This window comes from Sphingobacterium sp. UBA3519, from assembly GCF_002377215.1.
Lineage (GTDB): Bacteria > Bacteroidota > Bacteroidia > Sphingobacteriales > Sphingobacteriaceae > Sphingobacterium > Sphingobacterium multivorum.
In genome coordinates this window covers 36,834-60,430 of record NZ_DFPI01000008.1, presented here as the reverse complement: position 1 = coordinate 60,430, position 23,597 = coordinate 36,834, and the positions used below count along the sequence as shown (strand labels likewise).

Annotated in this window: 20 protein-coding genes; 12 read left to right on the top strand and 8 right to left on the bottom strand. The window is 41.2% G+C overall.

Features of this window, described 5'->3' with window-relative positions:
* Positions 1-743: 743 nt before the first annotated feature.
* Positions 744-1,916 carry an acyl-CoA dehydrogenase family protein gene (locus tag B3297_RS03680; RefSeq protein ID WP_286778450.1) on the bottom strand — a complete coding sequence of 391 codons (1,173 nt, stop codon included), beginning with the start codon at positions 1,914-1,916 and terminating at the stop codon, positions 744-746.
* Positions 1,917-2,041: 125 nt separating this feature from the next.
* Here B3297_RS03680 and B3297_RS03675 point away from each other — a divergent pair, with 125 nt between their 5' ends.
* Positions 2,042-3,571 carry an aldehyde dehydrogenase family protein gene (locus tag B3297_RS03675; protein ID WP_070562035.1) on the top strand — a complete coding sequence of 510 codons (1,530 nt, stop codon included), beginning with the start codon at positions 2,042-2,044 and terminating at the stop codon, positions 3,569-3,571.
* Between the two features lie 19 nt (positions 3,572-3,590).
* Entirely contained in the window at positions 3,591-4,880 is a 1,290-nt protein-coding gene (gene lat, locus B3297_RS03670; RefSeq protein ID WP_286778449.1) for an L-lysine 6-transaminase, read from the top strand.
* Between the two features lie 59 nt (positions 4,881-4,939).
* On the opposite strand, the gene B3297_RS03665 is transcribed toward lat, so the two are convergent.
* The 3 genes from B3297_RS03665 to B3297_RS03655 form a co-directional block, all read right to left on the bottom strand.
* The gene (locus tag B3297_RS03665; protein ID WP_070562050.1) at positions 4,940-5,707 is read right to left on the bottom strand and encodes a suppressor of fused domain protein; all 768 of its coding nucleotides are present in this window, start codon (positions 5,705-5,707) and stop codon (positions 4,940-4,942) included.
* 77 nt (positions 5,708-5,784) lie between these two features.
* Positions 5,785-6,234: an energy transducer TonB gene (locus B3297_RS03660; protein ID WP_083295803.1), complete on the bottom strand. Its 450-nt coding sequence runs from the start codon at positions 6,232-6,234 to the stop codon at positions 5,785-5,787.
* A gap of 70 nt (positions 6,235-6,304) precedes the next feature.
* Positions 6,305-7,288 (bottom strand): hypothetical protein, encoded by a 984-nt coding sequence (locus tag B3297_RS03655; RefSeq protein WP_115047073.1) that lies wholly within the window; start codon positions 7,286-7,288, stop codon positions 6,305-6,307.
* A 223-nt stretch (positions 7,289-7,511) separates the two neighbouring features.
* Between B3297_RS03655 and B3297_RS03650 the strand changes: the two genes are divergently transcribed.
* Positions 7,512-8,018 carry a GbsR/MarR family transcriptional regulator gene (locus tag B3297_RS03650; RefSeq protein WP_201303460.1) on the top strand — a complete coding sequence of 169 codons (507 nt, stop codon included), beginning with the start codon at positions 7,512-7,514 and terminating at the stop codon, positions 8,016-8,018.
* Positions 8,019-8,022: 4 nt separating this feature from the next.
* Complete coding sequence (locus B3297_RS03645; RefSeq protein ID WP_286778448.1) at positions 8,023-8,940, top strand: TIGR01777 family oxidoreductase; 918 nt, start codon at positions 8,023-8,025, stop codon at positions 8,938-8,940.
* A 32-nt stretch (positions 8,941-8,972) separates the two neighbouring features.
* Here the strand turns inward: B3297_RS03645 and B3297_RS03640 are convergent, their stop codons facing one another.
* Together B3297_RS03640 and B3297_RS03635 are read right to left on the bottom strand one after the other, a co-directional pair.
* Positions 8,973-11,084 carry a type IA DNA topoisomerase gene (locus B3297_RS03640; RefSeq protein ID WP_115047072.1) on the bottom strand — a complete coding sequence of 704 codons (2,112 nt, stop codon included), beginning with the start codon at positions 11,082-11,084 and terminating at the stop codon, positions 8,973-8,975.
* A 111-nt stretch (positions 11,085-11,195) separates the two neighbouring features.
* Positions 11,196-12,554 carry a deoxyguanosinetriphosphate triphosphohydrolase gene (locus tag B3297_RS03635; protein WP_286727371.1) on the bottom strand — a complete coding sequence of 453 codons (1,359 nt, stop codon included), beginning with the start codon at positions 12,552-12,554 and terminating at the stop codon, positions 11,196-11,198.
* A 250-nt stretch (positions 12,555-12,804) separates the two neighbouring features.
* Between B3297_RS03635 and B3297_RS03630 the strand changes: the two genes are divergently transcribed.
* Positions 12,805-13,863: an aldose epimerase family protein gene (locus tag B3297_RS03630; protein ID WP_070562019.1), complete on the top strand. Its 1,059-nt coding sequence runs from the start codon at positions 12,805-12,807 to the stop codon at positions 13,861-13,863.
* A gap of 84 nt (positions 13,864-13,947) precedes the next feature.
* Here the strand turns inward: B3297_RS03630 and argH are convergent, their stop codons facing one another.
* On the bottom strand, positions 13,948-15,279 hold the full coding sequence (gene argH / locus B3297_RS03625; protein WP_070562017.1) for an argininosuccinate lyase: 1,332 nt from the start codon (positions 15,277-15,279) through the stop codon (positions 13,948-13,950).
* Between the two features lie 583 nt (positions 15,280-15,862).
* Between argH and rbfA the strand changes: the two genes are divergently transcribed.
* Genes rbfA through B3297_RS03605 form a run of 4 tightly spaced genes read left to right on the top strand, consistent with a single transcriptional unit; the run spans position 15,863 to position 18,645 of the window.
* Complete coding sequence (gene rbfA / locus B3297_RS03620) at positions 15,863-16,234, top strand: 30S ribosome-binding factor RbfA (RefSeq protein ID WP_070562015.1); 372 nt, start codon at positions 15,863-15,865, stop codon at positions 16,232-16,234.
* Positions 16,235-16,263: 29 nt separating this feature from the next.
* Positions 16,264-16,911 carry a leucyl/phenylalanyl-tRNA--protein transferase gene (gene aat / locus B3297_RS03615; protein WP_286727370.1) on the top strand — a complete coding sequence of 216 codons (648 nt, stop codon included), beginning with the start codon at positions 16,264-16,266 and terminating at the stop codon, positions 16,909-16,911.
* Positions 16,904-17,992: an aminotransferase class V-fold PLP-dependent enzyme gene (locus B3297_RS03610; RefSeq protein WP_286778447.1), complete on the top strand. Its 1,089-nt coding sequence runs from the start codon at positions 16,904-16,906 to the stop codon at positions 17,990-17,992. Before aat ends, B3297_RS03610 begins: the two co-directional genes overlap by 8 nt.
* 2 nt (positions 17,993-17,994) lie before the next feature.
* On the top strand, positions 17,995-18,645 hold the full coding sequence (locus B3297_RS03605) for a hypothetical protein (protein WP_286778446.1): 651 nt from the start codon (positions 17,995-17,997) through the stop codon (positions 18,643-18,645).
* A gap of 50 nt (positions 18,646-18,695) precedes the next feature.
* Here B3297_RS03605 and B3297_RS03600 read toward each other — a convergent pair whose 3' ends face one another.
* Positions 18,696-19,094, bottom strand: coding sequence for a hypothetical protein (locus tag B3297_RS03600; protein WP_112373891.1), 399 nt, complete (start codon positions 19,092-19,094; stop codon positions 18,696-18,698).
* Positions 19,095-19,315: 221 nt separating this feature from the next.
* Here B3297_RS03600 and B3297_RS03595 point away from each other — a divergent pair, with 221 nt between their 5' ends.
* The 3 genes from B3297_RS03595 (at position 19,316) to hemC (ending at position 23,551) form a co-directional block, all read left to right on the top strand.
* Positions 19,316-20,155: a hypothetical protein gene (locus B3297_RS03595; protein WP_286767314.1), complete on the top strand. Its 840-nt coding sequence runs from the start codon at positions 19,316-19,318 to the stop codon at positions 20,153-20,155.
* 219 nt (positions 20,156-20,374) lie between these two features.
* Complete coding sequence (gene hemA / locus B3297_RS03590) at positions 20,375-21,616, top strand: glutamyl-tRNA reductase (protein ID WP_070562003.1); 1,242 nt, start codon at positions 20,375-20,377, stop codon at positions 21,614-21,616.
* A gap of 348 nt (positions 21,617-21,964) precedes the next feature.
* Positions 21,965-23,551 carry a hydroxymethylbilane synthase gene (hemC, locus tag B3297_RS03585; protein WP_286778445.1) on the top strand — a complete coding sequence of 529 codons (1,587 nt, stop codon included), beginning with the start codon at positions 21,965-21,967 and terminating at the stop codon, positions 23,549-23,551.
* Positions 23,552-23,597: the final 46 nt, after the last annotated feature.

Sequence of the window (23,597 nt, the reverse complement as noted above, 5' to 3'; positions counted from 1 at the left end):
GGAAGCATGGCTCATTTAGGGCAAACTAGGGTTCCGCCTCGTGGACAGGGCTCCGGCTGCTGCGCAGGGCTTGCGGGAACCTTCGGCTCCCATCTCCACCTGCTTCGTACCATGCTCGGGGCAGATTTGCCCTGCAACCGTGTTGAGTCCGTGTTGAGTCCGAGTCTAAGCCCGCACTCACCCCGCTGCCAACACGGGCAAATGACGCTCCGAACGCGACCATATCCCCCGGATGCCCCTAAAAAAGACCAACGCCAATCCGAACCGCAGCCGAAAAACTCCGCAGCGACGCTGCAACACGAAAACAACTCGGAAAAACACGCTATAACGAAGGAAAAAACCATTTCGCGGTACTGATTTGCCATACTGATTTCAAGCATCGGAATTAAATACAATGCTTATGAAGAAGTTAGCCTGTTATCGGCTTGAACGGCGACTGATCATAGCGCTCACATGGAATGACCAAAAGAGAACGATAGAATATACCTACAGGGACAAATGAGGTCTATTGAATCCTTATTACATAATAAGTATTAACACCACATAATTATATAAGTATTAGCGCTAACAAAATTATATAAGTAATAAAATTACATAGGCATTAACATGATGTAGAAGCATCCACGAATCCACACTAATGCAGCAAAATATACACAAACGATGCCACCTCTTATTGACTAAAAATTCAATAAATCATAGCATCGTTTATTACTGTATAAAGCGTGTTCGTACGAAGAAAAAGATTAAGAAAAAGCGTTCAGCCCCGTAATATCTTGTCCTGTGATCAATAAATGAATATCATGCGTCCCTTCATAGGTAACTACAGACTCTAGGTTCATCATATGTCGCATTATTGGGAAGTCACCGACAATCCCCATTCCGCCAAGAATCTGCCTAGATTCACGCGCTATCTGCAGCGCCATATTCACATTGTTCCGCTTTGCCATGGAGATTTGCTGAGGAGTAGCACGCCCCTCATTCTTGAGTACTCCTAAACGCCACGACAGCAACTGCGCCTTGGTAATTTCTGTCAGAAATTCCGCCAGCTTCTTTTGCTGCAATTGAAAACCGGCAATTGGCTTTTCAAACTGATGTCGCTCCAACGCATATTGAACCGCAGTTTCATAACAGTCTATTGCTGCTCCGATCACGCCCCATGAAATTCCATAGCGGGCCGAATTCAAACAGGAAAGTGGGCCACGCATTGAATTTACAGCAGGAAGTATATTTTCGGCAGGGATATAAACATCATGAAAAACCAATTCACCTGTTTTGGAAGCGCGCAAAGACCATTTATGCAGGGTCTCTGGCGTTTCAAAACCAGCCATTCCACGTTCAACAATTACTCCCCGCACCTTTCCGGCCTCATCTCGTGCCCAAACGACAGCAATATCGCAGACAGGCGAATTTGTAATCCACATTTTGGCTCCATTCAATAAAAAACCATCTCCTTTTGCCGTCAATTTCGTTTCCATTCCCCCCGGATCAGATCCATGATTAGGCTCAGTAAGCCCAAAAGAACCGACCAACTCGCCCGATGCTAACCGCGGCAAATATTTACGACGCTGCTCCTCGCTACCATAGGTATAAATCGGAAACATCACCAAAGAGGATTGCACCGATGCTGCCGAACGAATTGCCGAATCACCGGCTTCCAATTCCTGCATAATCAAGCCATAGGAAATCTGATCCAACCCTGCCCCACCATATTCGACAGGAATATAAGGTCCCAACGCTCCAATTGCCCCCAATTTAGGCATCAAACCCGCAATAGCACGGTGCTCCTGCGCCGCATCTTCAATGAAAGGCTTTATCTCTGTTTTCACAAAATCACGGACAGACTGCCGTATCAGTTTATGTTCTTCGGACAATAAATCGTCCACCTGGTAATAATCGGTATTAATCTGTTTGATCATGATATAGTCTACATTAGCTTATCTAAGATAACGATTATTTTTCACTGAACAATATTCAGAACAAACTTGTCAACAAAAAATTTATTTCATATATTTAAACTATTCCACGAATAAAATAAACCATTATGATAAAATCAGCGCTTAAAACACTTGGAATATCTTCCCAGAATTTAGGATCATCAACTGGACAGCAATGGTTTTCCGAAGGTAAAGAATTCGAATCCTTTTCACCTGTCGATGGAAAACTCATCGCAAACATAAAAAGTAGCAATCGTAAAGACTATGAAGCAGTCATTAAGCAGGCCGGAGATGCATTTTTACACTGGCGCCTACTGCCTGCTCCAAAAAGAGGAGACATCGTTCGCCAGTTGGGAGACAAGCTACGTGAGCTTAAACCTACTCTCGGAAAATTAGTTTCCTATGAAATGGGAAAATCTTACCAAGAAGGCATGGGTGAAGTCCAAGAGATGATCGATATCTGTGACTTCGCCTTGGGCCTATCCCGTCAATTGTATGGTAATACCATCCATTCGGAACGTCCTGGGCACCGCATGTACGATCAATATCATCCTTTGGGTGTCGTCGGTATTATTACAGCATTTAACTTTCCAGTGGCGGTATGGGCATGGAACACCGCCCTCGCCTTGGTCTGCGGCAACACTGTCGTCTGGAAACCCAGCGAAAAAACACCGTTATGTGCCATAGCCTGCCAAAAATTACTTGCAGAAATCTTACACAACAACGGGCTGCCCGAGGGAATATCCAACCTCATTATGGGCGACAGGGAAGTTGGCGAGTGGCTTTCGGCAGACAACCGCATCGCCTTGATTTCTGCAACAGGATCTACCCGAATGGGAAAAGAAGTCGCCGTTACCGTAGCACAACGCCTTGGTAAAACACTTTTGGAGCTCGGTGGAAACAATGCGATCATCGTTACTCCAGACGCCGACTTAAAAATGACCATTATCGGTGCTGTATTTGGTGCCGTAGGTACAGCCGGACAACGCTGTACAAGTACCCGAAGACTTATTATCCATGAGGACATTTATGACAACGTCAAAAAACAACTGACAAAAGCTTATGGTCAATTAAAAATTGGTGACCCTTTGGACACGAAAAATCATGTGGGACCATTGATCGACAAAGCCGCCGTAAAATCATACTTAAACGCACTGGACAAAATTAAAACACAAGGGGGAAAAATGCTGATCAAGGGAAAGGTCCTTGAAGGCAAAGGGTATGAAAGTGGCTGTTATGTGCAGCCTGTCATTGCCGAAGTTGAAAATCATTATGAAATCGTACAGCATGAGACCTTTGCCCCTATTCTTTACTTAATCAAATACAAAGGGGATATCAGTGCGGCCATAGCACTTCAAAACAGCGTCGCCCAGGGATTGTCTTCTGCCGTTATGACCAACAACCTACGGGAAGCCGAGCTATTTCTCAGTCCTGCTGGCTCTGATTGTGGTATTGCCAACGTCAATATCGGCACATCGGGCGCCGAAATCGGAGGTGCTTTTGGGGGCGAAAAGGAGACTGGCGGAGGCCGGGAGTCTGGATCAGATGCCTGGAAAGCTTATATGCGCCGCCAGACAAATACCATCAATTATACAACTGACCTTCCCTTGGCACAAGGTATCAAATTTGATTTATAAACCATTTACACACAAAACTATGAGCAGCGTACATGAAAGATTAAGCAAACATATATTAGCCGATGGATTCCCTTTGGTTATGGATATGGAGAAATCCCATGGTTCTTATGTCGTGGATGAAAATGGGGATGAATACCTCGATATGTTCAGTATGTTTGCCTCCATGGCCGTGGGTTACAATCATCCACATTTGGTCAAACAACGTGACTTCCTGGGTAAAATGGCCGTCAATAAGCCAGCCATGTCAGATATTTACCCCAAAGAGTTTGCTGATTTTGTCGACACTTTTGATCGCGTAGCCATACCGAAAGAACTCCCCTATGCCTTTTTCATCTCGGGGGGAACACTCGCCGTGGAAAATGCATTAAAAGCTGCCTTCGACTGGAAGACAAGGCTTAATTTTGCACAGGGAATACAAAAGGAAGCCAGCCAGGTCATTCACTTTAGACAGGCTTTTCATGGTAGATCGGGCTATACCTTGTCATTAACGAATACACAAGACCCCAGAAAATACCTTTATTTTCCAAAGTTCAACTGGCCACGCATTACCAATCCTAAATTGAGCTATCCTTTAACAAACGAACATATCGGCCAGACGATTGCTTTGGAGGAAAAAGCTGTCTCAGAAATACGTCAGGCGATCACGGCTAACCCCAACGATATTGCCTGCATTATTATTGAACCGATACAGGGTGAAGGTGGCGACAACCATTTTCGAAAGGAATTTTTCGTACAGCTTCGTCAAATATGTGATGAAAATCAGATCCTCTTAATTTTTGACGAGGTACAGACGGGATTGGGTATTACGGGAAAAATGTGGGCTTACCAACATTATAACGTCATTCCCGATATCATTGCCTTCGGCAAAAAAGCACAAGTCTGCGGTATACTGGCGAGCAAGGAAAAATTTGATCAGGTGGAACATCATGTCTTTCAAGAATCCAGTCGTATCAATTCGACATTTGGTGGCGATTTTATGGATATGCTCCGCTTTAAATTAATTCTTGAAGTCATAGAGCAAGAAAACCTGATTCAAAATGCGGCAGAAAAAGGGCGCTATCTACAAGATAAGCTCCAGGAACTGCTAGCGAAAAAACCGCAGCTGTCCAATTTACGGGGTGAGGGTTTATTCGTTGCAGTGGATTTCGAATCGGAAGCTGCACGGAATGAATTTATCAAGAAAGCCTACGCCAATAAACTGATTATGTTAGGCTGTGGAGAGAAAAGTATCCGTTTTAGACCGCACCTCAATGTGAGCTATGCGGATATCGATAAAACGATAGCAATTATAGAAAAAAGTATTTCCTAAAAAGATATGCAATGCTAAAAGCTCTAAAATAGCCCATCGCATTGCATATTTTTTATAAACTATCTATCTTTACAGACATTGGGACGGTCGATATCGACCAGCTCGGAAATTCCATATTCATCAAACAAGTCTAAGAGTGCATCTGTGCCCTCTTCCAGTTTGTAATCCATCTCTTCTTTATACACGGGAATCATTGCATAAAAATTGATCAGATTACCATCTTTGGTCTTTAACTCCAAAAATTCCTCATCAAAACTTAACATAGGCGGAAGCAGCAACATACAACCGAAACCTGTATTTGCAATATCTTCGGCTTCCATGCCATTGGGAATGGTATGCCCATAGCCCAGCCAGGTTTTGTACTCATGTGGAAACCGCGCTAATCTTTTCAAAAAGTAGACCGGCCAATAATTATTGTCATCCTGAAATTCCTCTTCTCCGATCTTCCAATCAGCGGGCAGCACAACCATTAGCTCTGCGCGCTCATAAGACTCTTTGTTTTCCACTTCATCTGGAACATGCATAGCCAGGTCACTCATGCCCGAAGTAACCAAGATATGGTATGGATAATTTGCACTTGGTTTAATCCAATGAACATCGATATGAACAAGCTCAGAGATTATCTCATGGAACACCATATCGGGTTCGGCAATATATTTGGTCAAATGCTCCTCAATCTCATCCAGATAAACACATTGTACCTCCGGAAATAAGTTTTTTGGATCCTTATCATCAGATTGATCTTCATAACGGTAGACCGTAGAACCTCCGGCAGTAATTTCTGTATCTTTTTTATCAGGCGAAGATTCCTCCGCTCCGCTACTCATAATCTTTTTGACTTTATCCCAAAATGACATATTATCTTATAAATGGTGAAAATTTAAGCTATTCTTTTCTTATCAATTTATTCGATCACAGCAACGACAGGTTGCCTGAATCTTGTTTTAACCGGTTTTCCCTTGACCTGACCAGGCATCCATTGTGGCGACCGGCGCATAGCAGACAACACAGCCTTTGCAAACTCGGGGCTTATCTTATCGGGATTCTCGATTTCAATATTGCAGATCGCCCCATCCTCGCAAACAATAAATTTCAGAATTGCCGTTTGCCGAGATCCGTATTTTGCATAGGCCACACTGTCCATTGCCCGGACTGTTCCGGACAGATCCAGATTATTTTGTATAAATTTGGACCAGGCCACCACCCCGCCCTTGAAATAGGGAAAATCATCAACATGCTGTGCGATACTGTCTGCAGGGATATCCCGCTTAGCAATCACTTGTGCACTTGCGGAAGTACACCATACCATAAAAAGTAAAACTGAAAAAAGAGTCTTGAATCCTGTTAAATACATACCCTATCCTATCCATAACCGTACCATTTAACGCTTATATAAGATAATTTATTACTTTAATTCTTTTGGACTAATTGAGCGGCCTAGCAATATCAGTAACAAACTCTCCTGCTTCGTCAACAAGAAAACTAATCGGATGCTCTGGATTTTTAATAATCTCGAACAAGGTCAAACCCCAAGGTTTCCAAAAATTTTCCAAAACTTGGCCATAGGTCTTGTTTTGCCAATGATCAAAGATAGGTTTCATCGACATATCTGCTAATGGCATCGGTTCAACATAGACTTTTTGCGGGGTATTTAAATAGGTATAATCTGGTAAACGATTAAATAAGTAGGCTGAATAAAAATAGCGTGCACACAATTCTTCAAACTGAATGGGATGCAATGTTTTGCCCGCAATAACCTTGAGGATATCTTCGTGATAAATATTGTTTGTGGCATTATCTTGAAGACAGGCGATTACAGCAAAGTCCTTCATGCGGATAGAAAAGATCAAGGTATTGATTTCATCACGATACATAAATGTATCGGGTGCATTCTCAACCGGTACAACAACCAATGAAAATGGGAAGGTATTTTCAAACTCCATCGGTACAACCAGCGACTGCAACATCGCATGGAGATTTGTAAAACGCTGTGCAAGGGCCTGAGAAAAGTTCATATCTTCGCCAGAAGCTTTTTGCTGCCGAATTCCCGCAAGAATTTCATTAAAGACCACCCCATAGATGATTTTTGTCATCCATTGAAACAATAATAAGGGATCCAACTGTTTGACGGCTTCATAACCTTGTTCAAACGACTGTTCTACCACACGTTCCATTTGTTCGATCGCTTCAGCTGCAGTTATGGAACAGGGGAGCTTCAACGATTTATAAGTCACCAGATTCTCATCCAGCATTTTAAAAGGTTTATCTTCCAATTGAAAAGATTTCATCATCCATGCAGGAAACACCTGAATGGATTCTTCTTCCGATTGGAGTTTATTTCCTGTTAAAAAACAAATATCTGAATCAAACTGAAATTGTTTGAATGGATTATACAAAGTTGCCGCCATAATGCAGGCAAAGTTAAAACAAATCGAAAAGTCCGCAAGAAAAGCAAATTCTTATTACGATATGGTGACTTGTCTATTTAAACTTATTTTATTTTCAGAAATTTTTGAAAGTTCAAAAACTTTGAATAACTTTAATATAAGCAATTCATAAAAAGAACGAGAAAGCCGATCGGTTCAATAGTCCGATAAAAACAAATTGAGGTATTGGCAAAATAAAAGCACGATGGAATTACAAGAAGCAAAACAGCAATTTATAGACACCTGGGGGGCATTAGGTTCTGAATGGGGAATCAACAAGTCCGTTGCGCAAGTTCATGCCTTACTCCTCTCGGCAAGCAATCCCATGTCTACAGACGAGATTATGGACAAGTTGGTGATCTCGCGCGGCAATGCCAATATGAGTATCCGACAATTGATCGATTATGGCATCGTCTACAAAAAGCATATTGCTGGCGACAGAAAAGAATATTTTGTTGCCGAGAAAGAAGTCTTAAAATGGGCCATGAAAATTGCGGTAATGCGTAAGCAAAAAGAACTTGACCCCGTTATGGATATTTTAAAAGATATCAGCCGAAATACCGAGAAGGATCAGACGGCAGAAGGTAAAGAATTCCATAAAACGGTCAAGGACATCCAAAATCTGACGGATCAACTCGAAACTATTGCCAACAAGATTTTCAATACAAGCGGGGGAGATTTATTAATTAAATTGATCAAATTAATGATGTAGCATCATGAACTGGACTGTAAACACACTTGCCATGCATAAAATAGTCATCGCTGGAGGAACAGGTTTTGTTGGACAATATCTTTCCGAGAGATTTCAGACATTGGGCTACCAGGTTATCATCATTGGCCGTCGGCCGGGCAATATCCTTTGGACCGATCGATCCGGCATTTCCGATGCACTGGAAAATGCGGAGATGCTAATCAATCTAGCCGGAAAGTCTGTCAACTGTCGATATAACGAAAAAAATAAGGCCGAAATATTTTCTTCAAGAACAAAGACGACAACGATTCTTGGTGAGCTGATCGTAGGCTGTACCAATCCACCAAAATTGTGGCTCAACTCCAGTACAGCAACCATTTATCGGCACGCCGAAGATCGTCCGATGACCGAAAGTTCGGGGGAGATCGGAACAGGTTTTTCTGTTGATGTTGCCAAATTATGGGAAAAGACTTTTTTCGACTTCAAATTGGAAAAGACAAGACAGGTGGCACTTCGGATGGCGATTGTTTTGGGTGCGGATGGAGGTGTTATCCTTCCTTTCAAAAATTTGGTTCGCGCTGGACTAGGAGGTATACAAGGAAATGGTCAGCAATATTTTAGCTGGATCCATATTGAAGATCTTTTTCAAATTATTTTATTCTTAAAAGATCATGGAGATATGGATGGTGTCGTCAATTGTGCGGCTCCCCAACCGATAATGAATAAGACTTTTATGGCGACTTTTCGACAAGTAATGAACCGTAACATTGGTCTACCATCTCCCAAATGGCTACTGGAAATAGGCGCTGCTTTAATTGGTACGGAGACAGAGCTGCTTTTAAAAAGCCGTTGGGTATTACCTGAAAAGTTGGAGAATAGTGGATTTACATTTAGGTTTCCAACGATATCAAGTGCTTTACAGGATATTCTACAGCGGGGGTAAAAATTGAAAAGATAAACGTGGGGTAAACCAATTTATCCCACGTTAACCTTAAAATTTTCAAATACAAGCGGCGCAGTGACAATAGCACCCTCGTTATTTTTCACCCCTTTAAACTCGGAGGTTTTTCCTTTCTCCAACAGGTTCTTCATCTCTTTTTCGTCGAGAAAGATACCATTCAATGTTCGCCAGATCTTAAAATCACATCCACGGGCATAATGGTCGCATTGGGCTACTTTATCGTAGAGCAAAATCAATCCCTTTTCACATTTCGGGCATTTTATCTTTCCTTTTTGTTGAGGTTTAACTTCCTCTTGCGCGAGAGAAATCCGCAACGTCAACAGTTCTTTTGTAATTTTGGCCGTATAGTCTTTAATATGTTTCATAAAAACATCATAGGACACTTTATTGGCCCGCATCTCTTCCAGCTTCTGCTCCCATTTACCGGTCAAGGTTACCTTGGCAATGGAACGATCTTTTACAAGATTGTATACCGCAAGTCCTTTTTCCGTTGGGATCAGTTTTTTCTTGTCGCGCTTAATATAATCCCGCTGGAAAAGTGTTTCGATGGTTGCAGCACGTGTAGCAGGGGTACCAAGTCCACAGTCCTTCATGGCCTGCCGCATTTCATCGTCTTCAATTTCCTTTCCCGAAGTTTCCATGGCCTTCAATAAGGAGGCTTCGGTATGTATGGGTCTTGCTTTGGTAAAACGTTCGGCAAGTTCGAGGGTCAGAATCTGCAATAATTCCTCAGCTAACAGCTTCGGTAACTGCGCATTTTCATTATCCTGATCGTCATTGTTTTTATCTTCATCGGGCGCTTCGATCTGCTCCGCGGAAAGACGCCAGCCGTATTGCTTGATCACAGTACCTTTGGCGATAAGTTCAACCCCCTGCGCATCAATTGTCACGGTGGTAATATCTTTTACACATACTTCCGAGAAACTTTCCACCATGCGCTTGGCGATCATATTGTAAACATTCTGTTGCTCTTTGAGCATGGGACCCGGCTTTTCATCCGTCACCAATAGGGCGTGGTGATCGGTTACCTTTTTGTCATCGACAGAACGTTTGTTCAATTTTGCGCCGATCAGATTTTTTGCGATCGACGCGATGGATTCATCTGCGGTATCCGACAAATGTTGAAAAAGTGCGCCAATTTCTTCAAAAACATCCTCACCGATGTAACGGGAACCCGTACGCGGATAAGTGATGACCTTCTTTTCGTAAAGTGTTTGCGCAATACTCAATGTCTGATCGGCCGAATAACCATACTTCTTATTTGCATCCTGTTGCAGCGATGTCAAATCAAATAGCAAGGGCGGTTGCTCTTTTGTTTCTTTGGCTTCCACCTTTGCCACGCGAGCATTGGAACCAACGGTCAATCGCGCAATGGTTTGCTCGGCGACATCCTTTTTATCGATCTTATTCGATGTTGCCTTAAAACTGATATTATCTTTTTCAAAACCGGCCTGAATTTTATAGAATGCCTGGGGTTTAAAGTCTTTATTTTCCAGATACCGCGAACAGATCATGGCCAAGGTTGGCGTCTGTACGCGGCCCAAAGAAAGTAATCCTTTATTCCCGGCTGCCAAGGTGATGGCCTGCGTCGCATTGATACCGATCAGCCAGTCCGATTCCGAACGTGAACGGGCAGACATGTACAGACTATCGTATTCTGTACCTGCCTTCAAATTGGCAAAACCTTCTTTAATGGCTTTATCCGTTTGGCTCGATATCCAAAGGCGTTTAAAAGGTACTTTAGAACCTAAAAAATAGTATATATTACGAAAGATCAATTCACCCTCCCGTCCCGCATCGGTAGCCACAATGATTTCTTCGGCTTGTTCCAACAGGGATTTTATGGTGTTGAGTTGCTTAACTGCTCCGGTATCATCCATCTGCTTGCCATCACGCTTCACTTTCTTCGATTCTAGCTTAAATGTGGATGGAATGATCGGCAAATTTGAAATTGTCCAGGAATTGTATCCGTACGCCTGTGGCGTACAGAGTTGAACCAAATGGCCAAAAGCATACGTAAAAGCATAGCCATTGCCGGCGATATAACCGTCTTTGACTTCCTTCGCCCCCATCACTCGAGCCAGATCACGCGCCACGGAGGGCTTTTCAGCAATTACAACCTTCATTTTAGATATGAGATGTTAAATTTTCGATCCGAGACTTTAGGATAATACACGCGGATATTACAGCTTGTCTCAATTTAATATTGATGTTTTAACCTTTTACCTGAAACGTCCCTATTCTATGGATGGTATTGTTATTCCCTTGATTTTACGGTACAGCTCTATGGCATAAACGTCAGTCATACCTGAAACAAAATCCAATACACAACGGATTTTGGAATACGAATCTTGTTTGTCCGTATAAAATTGTTCAGGAATTAATGCGACCAGCTTTTTATCGTAATTGTTCTTGTTCTTCTTTAGGTATGCCGGAACAAATTCTTTTAATAGGGCATCCATCACCCGGTAACCAGCAATCTCAATTTGCACAACCGTGGGCGCATTATAGATTTTTGCAATGGAAATCTTCGAGATTTTTTTCATTTGTGTAACAATGTCCTCATCTAAAGCATCCATTAACGCTGATCCGAAAGTTCCTGACAGAAATTTGTCCTGCTCACGTACAAAGACATCAACACATCCTTTAATCAAGGTATTGATCGCTTTAGCACGCAACAATGCTACACGGCTTGGGGTATCCAGCAATCCATCGAGCCTGTCGCGAAGATTTTCTTTGCCACAGAGCGGCAATAGTAATTCTTCCACTTCTTGATAGGACAATATCTTAAGATGATGTGCATCTTCCAAGTCAATAATATTGTAACAAATATCATCCGCAGCCTCCACGAGATAAACCAAAGGATGTCTTAGGTAGCCCTTTGAATTGGAAGGATCTTTTAATAATCCCAATTCATTAGCAACCTTCTCAAATGCTTTTTGTTCTTCCGTAAAAAAGCCATATTTCTTGCGATGATGGCTTTTCTTGAGGTGGCCATCAATTGCCAGACAGGGGTATTTTACAATGGAAGCCAGGGAAGTATAGGTCAATGCAAAACCTTTGGGATCCTTTCCTTGAAAGGCATGTGTCAGAATCCGTAGCGCATTGGCATTTCCTTCAAAGTGGGTCAGATCGGCCCATTCTTCGGCTGTTACCTGCTCTTGGTATTTACGTCCATCGCCATCTGTGAAATATGTGGAAATAGCGGATTCACCAGAGTGACCAAAGGCCGGGTTGCCCAGGTCATGTGACAAACATGCCGCAGAGATAATATTTCCTACTTCTTGCAAAAAAGGGTAATCATTATCCAGGTTTGGGTTTTCCTCTTTCAACTGTGCATAAAACATACGTCCCAAAGAGCGTCCTACACTGGCAACTTCTAAACTATGTGTCAACCTATTGTGCACGAATACAGCGCCAGGAAGTGGAAAAACCTGCGTTTTATTCTGTAATCTCCGAAATGGGGATGAAAAGATCAAACGATCATAATCCCGTTGAAATTCCGACCGGGCCACCAGGTAACTATCTACGCTCCGATCTTCGTAACCCCAGCGCTTTGCAGAGAGCAAATCTTTCCAATTCATTTTTTCAGACATAGCGCAAACTTAGATAAATTTGCCTTTAAATACAATTATAATCATAGGAGACCGGCTCAGAAATTCCCCGAATGACTGTGCACATATCCCTATATTTTACTGCTGTTATTTACCTGTCCAGGAGTCATTTTTGCAACAGTATCCTGGATTGCATTTCAAAATGACAAATTTTACAAACAGCTGTTGTCAAAGTCATTTTTATACTGGTTATATTCTGTATCTTTAACCTAAATACCAATAGGGATTCATCATGACGAAATATCAAACACTTATTCCAAAACATTTTGAAGGTACAATTGACGGCAAAAACACGCATTTGCTCTTATTAAAAAACGAAGGGGGCATGCAAGTACTCTTAACGGACTACGGTGCGCGTATTGTCAGCATTTTGGTACCTGATAACAAGGGAAATTTGGTGGATGTTGCACTGGGCTTCGATTCCATTCAGGCCTACCTGGATTCTGATGAGAAATACCATGGCTGCACAGCGGGGCGTTTCGCCAATCGCATTGCTGAAGGCAAATTTGAAATAAACGGAAAACACTATACGCTTCCACAAAACAATGGCAATAATTGTCTTCATGGTGGTATTTCGGGCTTTCATGATAAGGTTTGGGACAGAAGGGTCACTTATCAATCGCACGTCGAATTTTATTATGTTTCCCAAGATGGTGAAGAAGGATTTCCAGGGAATCTAAAAGTTATGGTTTCTTATACCCTAACCAGAAATAACGAGATTATTATCAAATATCATGCGCAATCGGATGCCGATACGCACGTCAACCTGACCAATCATACGTACTTCAATCTGGATGGGGAAGGCAGTGGCGACGTATTGCAGCAGATCCTTCAAATCAATTCAGATGAGGTCTTATTTGTAGACGACAACCAGATACCGAATGCAATAGTACCTGTGGAGGGCACCGCCTTCGACTTCCGCATACCCAAACCTATTGTGCAAGATATTACCGCAAATAACGAACAATTGATCGCTGCCAAAGGATATGATCATTGTTATGTCAACAACCAGCCTATTTCGCAGCCTTGTGCAACAGTCTATTCTAAAAACACGGGCATTCAGCTGGATGTCTTTACAACGGAGCCGGGCGTACAACTCTATACAGCAAACTGGATGACCGGAAATGATTTTGGCAAAAGAGGTTACAAGTATCTTCCTTATGCCGGATTCTGTCTGGAAACTCAGCATTTTCCGGATACACCCAATCAAGCGGAATTTCCTTCAACTTTGTTAAAAGCAGGCGAATCATTCGACTCCGAGACACATTTTAAGTTCTCCATAAAAAAATAAGAACATAAAACGGCCGATAAGCACATGCTTACCGGCCGTTTTATGTTGATGTGCTATTTCCTCTGTAGGGCTACAGCATATTTTTTATTTTAAAAGGTCATCCAATGCTGATTCGACTTTTTCAAAACCAAAAGTTGCTTTGACCTCACCGAACATCCGTTGAATCTGATCATTGCAGAGATTTCCAATACTTCCTTCATGGGTATGATTTACCTCTTTTGATGGCTTGAAGCGCCCTTCATCAATATCAATCCCGATAGTCCTGTAAGCCTCGCGGAAAGGAACTCCTTTAAGAACTTCATTGTTCACGACTTCAACAGAGAACAAATAATCGTATTTTGGATCGTCCAGGATATTGTCTTTAACAGAAATGTTTTCCAACATGAAAGTTGCGATTTCAAGACATTCATTGAGCGATTTAAACGCCGGGAATAAATTTTCCTTTAACAACTGAAGATCTCTATGGTAACCCGATGGCAGGTTGGTCGTCATCAGCGCAATTTCATTTGGCAAGGCCTGTATCTTATTACAACGTGAACGGATCAACTCAAAGACATCGGGATTTTTCTTGTGTGGCATGATGCTCGATCCCGTAGTCAAATGTGCCGGAAAAGAGATAAAGCCAAAATTTTGGTTGATATATAGACATACATCCATTGCAAACTTGGCCAACGTCGCCGCGATGGAACTCATGCCCTGTGCCAAGATACGTTCGGTTTTACCTCTACCCATCTGAGCATAAACCACATTGTAATTGAGGTCTTCAAATCCTAACAATTGCGTCGTCATCGTTCTATTCAATGGAAAGGATGATCCATACCCTGCAGCAGATCCTAAAGGATTCTTATTACAAACCTTCCATGCTGCACGCATCATCTCCAGATCATCCACAAGACTTTCGGCGTAAGCACCAAACCATAATCCAAACGATGAAGGCATGGCAATCTGCAAGTGCGTGTATCCAGGGATCAGAATATGCTTATACCGCTCGCTGAGTTGGATCAATTCATTAAAAAGAGCCTCCGTATTCTGGATGATATGCTGAATCTCTGAGCGGAAGTATAATTTTAGATCGACCAAAACCTGATCGTTACGGGATCTGCCGGAGTGAATTTTTTTACCAGCCTCTCCAATACGCTGTGTAAGCAACATTTCAACCTGCGAATGCACATCTTCTACCGAGTCTTCAATACGAAAGTCACCGGCTAAAATTTCTTTATAGATATTTTTCAGTTCTTTTTGTACAAGCGCTAGATCCTCATCGGTCATCAGGTTTATGCTATTCAACATGCGTGTATGGGCCAATGAACCCAAAACATCCGCAGCAGCAAGTTGCAGGTCCATTACGCGGTCATTGCCCACTGTAAACGATTCTACAAAAGAATCGACATCTATATTTTTTTGCCAGATTTTCATTCGTATAATTTCTTTTTGATCCTGTTATTTTCAAAAGCCTTTGGTCGGTTTAGTGTTGATTGAAGCTTCTGATAATTCTATCACATACAATTTTTACAAAAATACCAATTGCAAATGGTTATATCAATGCAAAGATTGCATACATTTTGCTCAGAAAATTGGATGAAAAACAAAAAATCAGGTGGAAAAAAAAGACTGTTACAAAAAAAATAAAATGTTAAAAGTTTGTTAAATCGCGATAAACACACATTATAAGTAACCACTCACTTTATTTTTAAAAGTTATTTTGTCAGTTTTTTAAGTATTCCTATGTTTGTAGTGTAAGGGAGATGAAAAAATAGAAGATGGTAAGGTTAGTAAATACTTACCGCTTTAAATACACCGAAATTTCAAACCAAATATGATAGACCCCAAAGTCTTAAAACTTGAAAGAAATTACCTAACCAATTGTGAATCGAAATTTAAAGGCACGTCAAACCAAGATGTGCCTTTTTTCTTATGTCGAGTCAAGTTTCTCTTTTAATTGAAATTTTGGCTATTTTTGTTTAACATAATTGAGAATATTCAACATAAAACGTATACGATGGGAACAGAAAGCAAGAGACAGCAACGTTTTGCTGGGGTGATTCAACAGGATTTAGCAGCATTATTTCAACGCGAAGGTAATTCATGGGCTCCTGGAGCGTTTATCACGGTTACACGGGTTCGTGTTACACCTGATTTGGCAATTGCCCGTGTTTACATAAGCTTTTTGAACACAAAAACGGCACAGGAAAATATGAAGTCCATTCGTTCCAAAACATCTGAAATACGCTACAAACTGGGAGCAAAAATTAAGAACCAGGTAAAGATTGTTCCTCAATTGGAGTTCTTCCTCGATGATACCAACGAATATGTTGAACACATGGACAAACTATTTGACGAGATCGGCAAAGAACCGCGTCAGCCAGAATAATGCTATCTATCGCAGCCTGTTAAACAACCATGGTATTTGAACTGGATACGAACAGACTGGAGTTTCCACACCCAAGTTATGCAGAAGAAGATGGTTTACTCGCCGTAGGTGGAGATCTTTCGCCAGATCGTTTGCTACTGGCCTATAGTAACGGAATTTTCCCCTGGTTCAGTGATGACAGCCCTATACTTTGGTATGCCCCAGACCCCAGATTTGTGATCGATCCCTCCAAGGTCAAGATCAGCAAAAGCATGGCGAGTGTACTCCGGAAAAAAACATTTTCCTTATCGATAGACCGCAGCTTTAAAGAAGTCATTCAGCTTTGCGCGACTATCAATAGAAAAGATCAGGCTGGAACCTGGATAACCCAGGGCATGATCCAAGCATATAGTAAACTTGCGGAGCTAGGTTATGCACATTCGGTGGAAGTATGGCAAGGTGGTATACTCGTTGGCGGGCTTTATGGCGTGTTAATCAATGGTGTCTTTTGTGGAGAAAGCATGTTTTCAAAAGTCCCCAACGCTTCGAAAGCGGCCCTGATTTATCTCGCCCAAGAAATTGAACTACGTTTAATTGATTGCCAATTTCACACGGATCATTTGGAAAGCATGGGCGGTGAATACCTTTCCTTGACAGATTATTTAGCAATACTAACAAAAGACCAAAGACATGAGTAGTCCCTATCGTAAACATTTTGACATCGCTTCAGCCGTAACTTACCTCACGACACCAGGATCCGGCTTACTTTCACGTGAAACAAAGGCTTGGCGCTCCAAAAGAGACCAAGATTTCTTTGACGCGAACAGTACCTTACGCGAACAGCAAGGTGCAACTTTAGATGCCTGTCGGGATACGCTCGGTAAATTCTTTAATTGCCCTTCCCAAAATGTGTTCTTATCAAGTTGTTTTTCCTTTGCCTTCAATGCGCTATTGGCAGGTTTACCGAAACAATCGAAAGTGCTGCTATTGGACAATGATTATCCTTCGGTTAATTTTCCTACAATTATAAGCGGTTTTGAACATCAATTTGTCAGGATGGACGAACAGCTGGAAACGAATTTATTGGACACAATAGCAACATTTAAACCAGATGTCCTTATTCTTTCCATTGTTCAATATATTTCGGGATTAAAAATAGACCTATCTTTCATACAGGAATTGAAGCATCAGCATCCCGACTTGTTGATTGTAGGCGACGGCACCCAGTTCTTGGGAACAGATCTTTTTGATTTTACGCTTTCGGGCTTTGACGCCGTATTATCCAGTGGATACAAATGGCTTATGGCTGGCTTCGGCAATGGTTTTGTTCTCTTAAGTGACAGACTCAAAGCGATACTTTATGCGGATATCCAAAAAAATTACAGCTTCCTCAACAACCAATGGATGAATAAATCTGTGGTACAACTTTGTTTTGAACCAGGGCATCTGGACACCCTGTCGCACGGAACGCTACAGCAGTCCCTTCTTCAATTGGAGGAATGGGGATTTTCCGAAACAGTGGCCTATACCCAAAAGTTAATTGCAGATGCCCGCGCTGAACTTGCCGACCGTAAACTGTTATTGGACAGCATCATCAATAGACGTCCGCAGAGCAATATTTTCAATATTCAGATCAACCCCGACAATTATCAGACCCTCCTGGATGAGGGCATAAAATGCTTTCCCCGAGGATCGGGGATCCGTGTTGGATTTCATTTATACAATGATCACTCGGATCTTGAGAAGCTATTATATATTATCGACACAAAAGTAAAGTAAACATGAAATTTAGAATAGGCGACTTAGTACGGTTTGTCGATGAGCCCATTGAGGGGCATATCACATCCATGCAGCCCAACGATATTGTAGGCGTTACAGATGACACTGGTTTTGAGATTCCGGTGCCCATGGATAAAATCACCCTCGTCTTCGGTAATATGCGTCGAGCAGATGATGAACTTGACAAGCATGCGACACCACTGACACCACATCGATTTATCGAAAAAGGAATACTTTTGGCAATTTCGGGAGACCACAAAGATGGACTTGCCAAATTACATATCATCAATGAAACGAGTTTTGAGCTCCTAGTGTCCGTAGCTGAAGCTACAGCGAATAAAGTGAAAGGTATTTTCAGCAATAAAATACCGCCACACGATTCGATGCAGTTTTATACAGGCAACTTTGCAAATGTTGGGAAATGGCCTACCTTCCGTTTTCAGATCATACGGCATAGTGCCAGTTTGCAGGAACTGACCTCACCAATCAACAGAGAACAGCGTGTACGTCCTGTAGATCTTACTAATCCAAAAGTCCTGAACGAAATTTTGGATGAAAAAATATGGTCCTACGAACTGGATAAGATTGAAGAGGATTTAGGACTGGACAAGTTGAAAAATCATTTCATACCACATCGTCCAAATAAAAAATAAGCTAGATGAATTTCATCTAGCTTATTTTTTATATACCAAACGGCTTTATTTTATTCAGCTGTCGCAGAAACCTTCCTGGTGCTCAACAATAATAATACGATGCCGACCAAATAGACAATCCAGCCCCAGCGCATGTGCAGGGATTTAGAAAGCAATTTATCGGCAAATCCCCAGCCGAAATAATTATTGATCTTAAACCAGACCGCTGTTATACTCAACAGGTACCAACAGGCGGCCACTCGGGTCATCCACTGATAAGCTCGAACCGCACGGACAAAAAACAAGAGGGCAGTCACCCCGAGAATAAGTAATGTGATAAAGAACAAATAGGCATCTACCTGATATAAGTTCCAATTTCCCTTAATAGGCACTTTTAAGAATGGTGTCATGCTGGACAAAAAAGAAATGACTAGTCCAACAATGGCAAAGTATTTTTTGATAATAATCATGGTTCAAATTACTTTAAAACTGCTACGAATATAAGTTGAATATTGACACATATATAACTTGTATTTCACTTTTTGAAAAATTATTCTATTTTTAAGCGCAATTAACACTTAGAACAAATAAAAAACAAGACTAATCCAAAGATCATCAATCATTTAAATCTGGTTTTCACTTGTTTAAAAGAGATGAATATAATTTTTAGCATTTAAGCCGAATAATAAACATGAAAAGAGAAGTTGAAGAAATCGCAGCAGAACAACCTGCACAGCCTAATAAAAAGAAAAAGATCTATATCATTATTGGCGTCGTGCTATTGGTTGTCCTAGCGGGTGGCGGATATTACAACTATAGCCATCGACAAGCTATCGACGGCCTGCAGGTGGATAGTACCGCGACAGCTGTTGTAGGGTTTGACAATGCAGATCCCAAAGATCTGGAAGATGCTGATGGTTGGAGTTCACTGGAAGACTATCAACACTGGAACAATGCAATCTTCACGATTCCCGAATACGATAATATCCCGTTACGCTATAGAAGGGGTATTACAAAGATATTCATGGGTAATAACTACCTTGAACCTGTAGATGATAAACCTATATACAAGTTTACACGCATAAAAGATCGTGCTAAATCTGTTTTCTGTTATGGTAACTTTACCGATCGCAACGATTCAGACAGTTGGAATAAAGAAATGGCTTTTTTGGTAGAAAAGAACGACTACCAGAGCAGTGCCATCTGGATCATTTCAGCAAAAGGCGATATTTTATTCTGGAAGGAATATTCAAGCGAACTGCCACTCATCAACAGCTTCAAAAAGGGACAAAAAATTTTTATGGATGAGATGAAGTTAGTACCTGCTCCTGCTGATGGAATTATTGTCAAGAATAAAAATTCCAAGTACGCATTAATTTACAATAAAAGCAGCAAGACCTTCGACAGCTATTACCAATACAGTGATAGTGAAATTCAGGAAGCTACCACTTCTGAAGAGGAGCCTTATGTGGAAGAATTGCAAGATGTCACCATCGACTCTGCAACTACAAATACAGGTATTAAAGAGTAGTTTATCGTATTTTATCGCTTAAAATTTTCGTCACGACAGATCGTGACGAAAATCATTCGATATTGATACGCAAAACAAACACCTGAATTACAGACATATAACCATCAAAATCAGCTATTTAAAATCTTTCTAAATTAATCCCTTTGACAGATTTTTGACACAAGCACAAAGCTTTTAAGCTACATTTGTACCGTTAAATATAAGCGAGGGATTAGAGCTTTGAAAAATCTTAAAGTATTAGCGTTTACTCATAAACATGTCGAACTAAAAGATCTAGGTAATCTAGTGATCTGCAATGAGGATTTAGAAAGTCGCCTCATCAATCTAAAGCATAGCCTAGACATTCCAGAGATCTTTTATATTGGTACTTGTAACCGAGTAGAGTTTGTATTTTATGGTGCTCACGAATTGACCCATGAATTCATTGCTGATTTTATGGGAAAATTGAACTTCTGTGTTCCTCAGGAGAGACTACAATGTTATTTAGGACAGGTCAACAAATACGAGGGTATGGATGCTTTAAACCACCTGCTTCGGATGTCATGTTCACTTGAAAGTCTTGTTGTTGGTGAAAAAGAAATTTTGGCACAGGTACGTCGGGCCTATGATCGTTGTAGAGAAGCTGGTTTTACTGGAGATTTTCTACGTCTGATGATGGATCGTCTCGTAAAAACGGCTAAAGAAGTATACACCTATACTAAAATTTCCAGAAACCCAATTTCCGTTGTCTCGCTTGCCTATCGCAAATTGCGCGAACTAAAACTGGTTGAAAACCCTAGAATCGTCATTATCGGTTCTGGAGAAACCAATCAGAACTTAGCGAAATATTTCCAAAAGAACCAAAAAGCTAAGTTCGTTATTTTCAACCGCACAATAGAGAACGCAAAGGCCTTAGCCGAAGAATTAAATGCTGAAGCTTATCCCCTAGCTGATATTGATCAGTACAAAGAAGGCTTTGATATTTTAATTACTTGCACAGGTGCTCCGACCTCCATTATTGACAACACACTTTATCAATCCTTATTAAACGGAGAAACGGATAAGAAAATAATCATTGACTTAGCCGTTCCGAATGATATTGATGCTGAAGTTCTCCAAAACAATCCGATTCATTATATCGAAGTAAGCAGCTTACAAGCTATTGCGGAGAAAAACATCCAAGAGCGTTATAACGAATTGGAGAGTGCCGAAAAGATTATACAGGACAATATCCAAGAATTTTTACCTTTAATCAAACAGCGACGTGTAGAGGTTGCTATGCGTGAGGTTCCTGAAAAGATTAAAGAAATTAAATCATTTGCGCTAAATGAGGTTTTTGCTCAAGAGGTTCAAGCCCTAACCCCCGAAGCGAGAGAAGTATTGGAAAAAGTCATCAACTACATGGAAAAGAAATACATCAAGGTTCCAATGGTTATGGCGAAAGAAATTTTGGTTAAAACTCCAGAAACGGAAAAAAACTAATACTAAGCTTCCCTTCGAACAGAGTTATATTCTATTACTTTTTGTTGCTTCCCTAGGTTTTGACCAAAGCCTATTAGCGGAATGAATCTGCGCCCATCCCGAGCTATCCTTTGACTGTTTCCTTTAAATTTCGGTTTATCAATTATTTCCTGACATATAATGACAGTAACGTGTCAACATATTCCTTCTATTTATTTATTTTTGCTCTGATTAATGGTATTAAACACATTTTTCCGAAATTGTTTATTTCCGGGGCTCAATTGAATTAAAACACATGCTGTGCTAGTTGAATACGTCGCTACTGGGGGAACATTTTGTGATTGTTTTAATAGGTAAAGTAAAATTAACGTGAATAGAAAACTAATTATTGGTACCCGGGGAAGTGTTCTTGCCATGTGGCAGGCAAATTTTGTAAAAGATCGATTGGCAGAAATCGGAATTGAAGCAGAATTAAAAGTCATTAAAACACAAGGGGATATCATTCAACACCTTCGTTTGGATAAATTAGAAGGCAAAGGATTTTTCACCAAAGAGCTTGAAGAGGAGCTTTTAAGCGGGACCATTGATTTAGCTGTACACTCACACAAAGATTTACCTACGGTCAACCCTCCGGGATTGATCATTGCAGCGGTTTCTGAGCGTGAAGATCCCGCTGAATTATTGATTATCCACAAAGATTGTGTGGATATCAAAAAACGTCTTTCATTAAAACACAATGCGACTGTTGGGACATCATCCAACCGTAGAAAAGCGCAGATCTCGGCGCTACGTCCGGATCTAGAATTTGACGATCTCCGTGGTAATTTACAGACAAGAATCCAGAAGCTACGTGATGAGCAATACGATGCTATCGTACTTGCAAAGGCAGGTATTAGCCGTATTGAAATGGATATTACATATTTTCATGTGGAAGAGATTCCTCCTGTTGAAATTATCCCGGCACCGGCGCAAGGAGTACTTGCTATTCAGATCCGTGAAGTTGACAAGGAACTTTTTGACGCTTTACAGCCCTTAAACAATGAAGAAGTAGCAAAAACAATCTCCGTAGAACGTTTGGTATTAAATAAATTTGACGCGGGATGTCATGCGCCATTAGGATGTTATTGCCGTAAAAGCGGTGATGAATACGAAGCTTGGGCCTCTATTGCTGACACAAGCGAAGATTTTCCTGACCGTGTTTACCTTAGAGATACCGATGCGACACGGTTAGCGGAGCGTATTTTCAGCAAATATGCAAAGGATAGAAAATTGCCACAATCTGTATTTATCTCCCGGGAGGTAGACGAAAATTCCTATTTCGCAAGAGCAATGGCCAAGCACAATATTACTATTGAGGGCCGCTCTTTGATCAAAATATTCCCCATCATCAACAAATTGGATCCTTTTATCCTAAAACACGTGGATTGGATTATATTTTCAAGCAAGAATGGTATTGAGCACTTTTTCAATTTAGAGCCACGTTTGAGCAAAAAGACCAAGATTGGTGTAATTGGCCGTGGCTCGGAAGAGATTTTGCGCAAATATGACCGCGTTGCTGATTTCTCTGGCGACAGTGAGGGCATCAATATGGAGGAAATTGCGAAGAAATTTGCTGAATTGGCCAATGGTGGTACCGTGCTTATACCACGTGCGAAGGAATCTTTGGAGACGATCCAAAAAGCATTAAGCCCGGAGACAAAAATTATCAATATACCGGTATATGAAACGGTCTTAGAAGAAAATGTAGATCCATCCAATGCGGAGGTATTGGTCTTTACCAGTCCGAGCAATGTGGAAGCATATTTTGCAGACAACCTACTGGAACCAGGCCAAAAAGTAATCTGTATTGGCCGCTCTACCGGTGCAAAGTTTGATGAGATGAATGTCCCTTATGCACTTCCTTATTCTCCAGATGAAATAGGTCTTTCTGAAGCCGTTTTTGGATTGGAGTATTAGAATCGTATAAAGTAGTTTGTATTTCAACGTCGGTAAACGATTCCAC

Coding starts and splice junctions, on each gene's coding strand:
- B3297_RS03680 (WP_286778450.1), bottom strand. CDS start 1,916: ATGATCAAACAGATTAATACCGATTATTACCAGGTGGACGATTTATTG.
- B3297_RS03675 (WP_070562035.1), top strand. CDS start 2,042: ATGATAAAATCAGCGCTTAAAACACTTGGAATATCTTCCCAGAATTTA.
- lat (WP_286778449.1), top strand. CDS start 3,591: ATGAGCAGCGTACATGAAAGATTAAGCAAACATATATTAGCCGATGGA.
- B3297_RS03665 (WP_070562050.1), bottom strand. CDS start 5,707: ATGAGTAGCGGAGCGGAGGAATCTTCGCCTGATAAAAAAGATACAGAA.
- B3297_RS03660 (WP_083295803.1), bottom strand. CDS start 6,234: ATGTATTTAACAGGATTCAAGACTCTTTTTTCAGTTTTACTTTTTATG.
- B3297_RS03655 (WP_115047073.1), bottom strand. CDS start 7,288: ATGGCGGCAACTTTGTATAATCCATTCAAACAATTTCAGTTTGATTCA.
- B3297_RS03650 (WP_201303460.1), top strand. CDS start 7,512: ATGGAATTACAAGAAGCAAAACAGCAATTTATAGACACCTGGGGGGCA.
- B3297_RS03645 (WP_286778448.1), top strand. CDS start 8,023: ATGAACTGGACTGTAAACACACTTGCCATGCATAAAATAGTCATCGCT.
- B3297_RS03640 (WP_115047072.1), bottom strand. CDS start 11,084: ATGAAGGTTGTAATTGCTGAAAAGCCCTCCGTGGCGCGTGATCTGGCT.
- B3297_RS03635 (WP_286727371.1), bottom strand. CDS start 12,554: ATGTCTGAAAAAATGAATTGGAAAGATTTGCTCTCTGCAAAGCGCTGG.
- B3297_RS03630 (WP_070562019.1), top strand. CDS start 12,805: ATGACGAAATATCAAACACTTATTCCAAAACATTTTGAAGGTACAATT.
- argH (WP_070562017.1), bottom strand. CDS start 15,279: ATGAAAATCTGGCAAAAAAATATAGATGTCGATTCTTTTGTAGAATCG.
- rbfA (WP_070562015.1), top strand. CDS start 15,863: ATGGGAACAGAAAGCAAGAGACAGCAACGTTTTGCTGGGGTGATTCAA.
- aat (WP_286727370.1), top strand. CDS start 16,264: ATGGTATTTGAACTGGATACGAACAGACTGGAGTTTCCACACCCAAGT.
- B3297_RS03610 (WP_286778447.1), top strand. CDS start 16,904: ATGAGTAGTCCCTATCGTAAACATTTTGACATCGCTTCAGCCGTAACT.
- B3297_RS03605 (WP_286778446.1), top strand. CDS start 17,995: ATGAAATTTAGAATAGGCGACTTAGTACGGTTTGTCGATGAGCCCATT.
- B3297_RS03600 (WP_112373891.1), bottom strand. CDS start 19,094: ATGATTATTATCAAAAAATACTTTGCCATTGTTGGACTAGTCATTTCT.
- B3297_RS03595 (WP_286767314.1), top strand. CDS start 19,316: ATGAAAAGAGAAGTTGAAGAAATCGCAGCAGAACAACCTGCACAGCCT.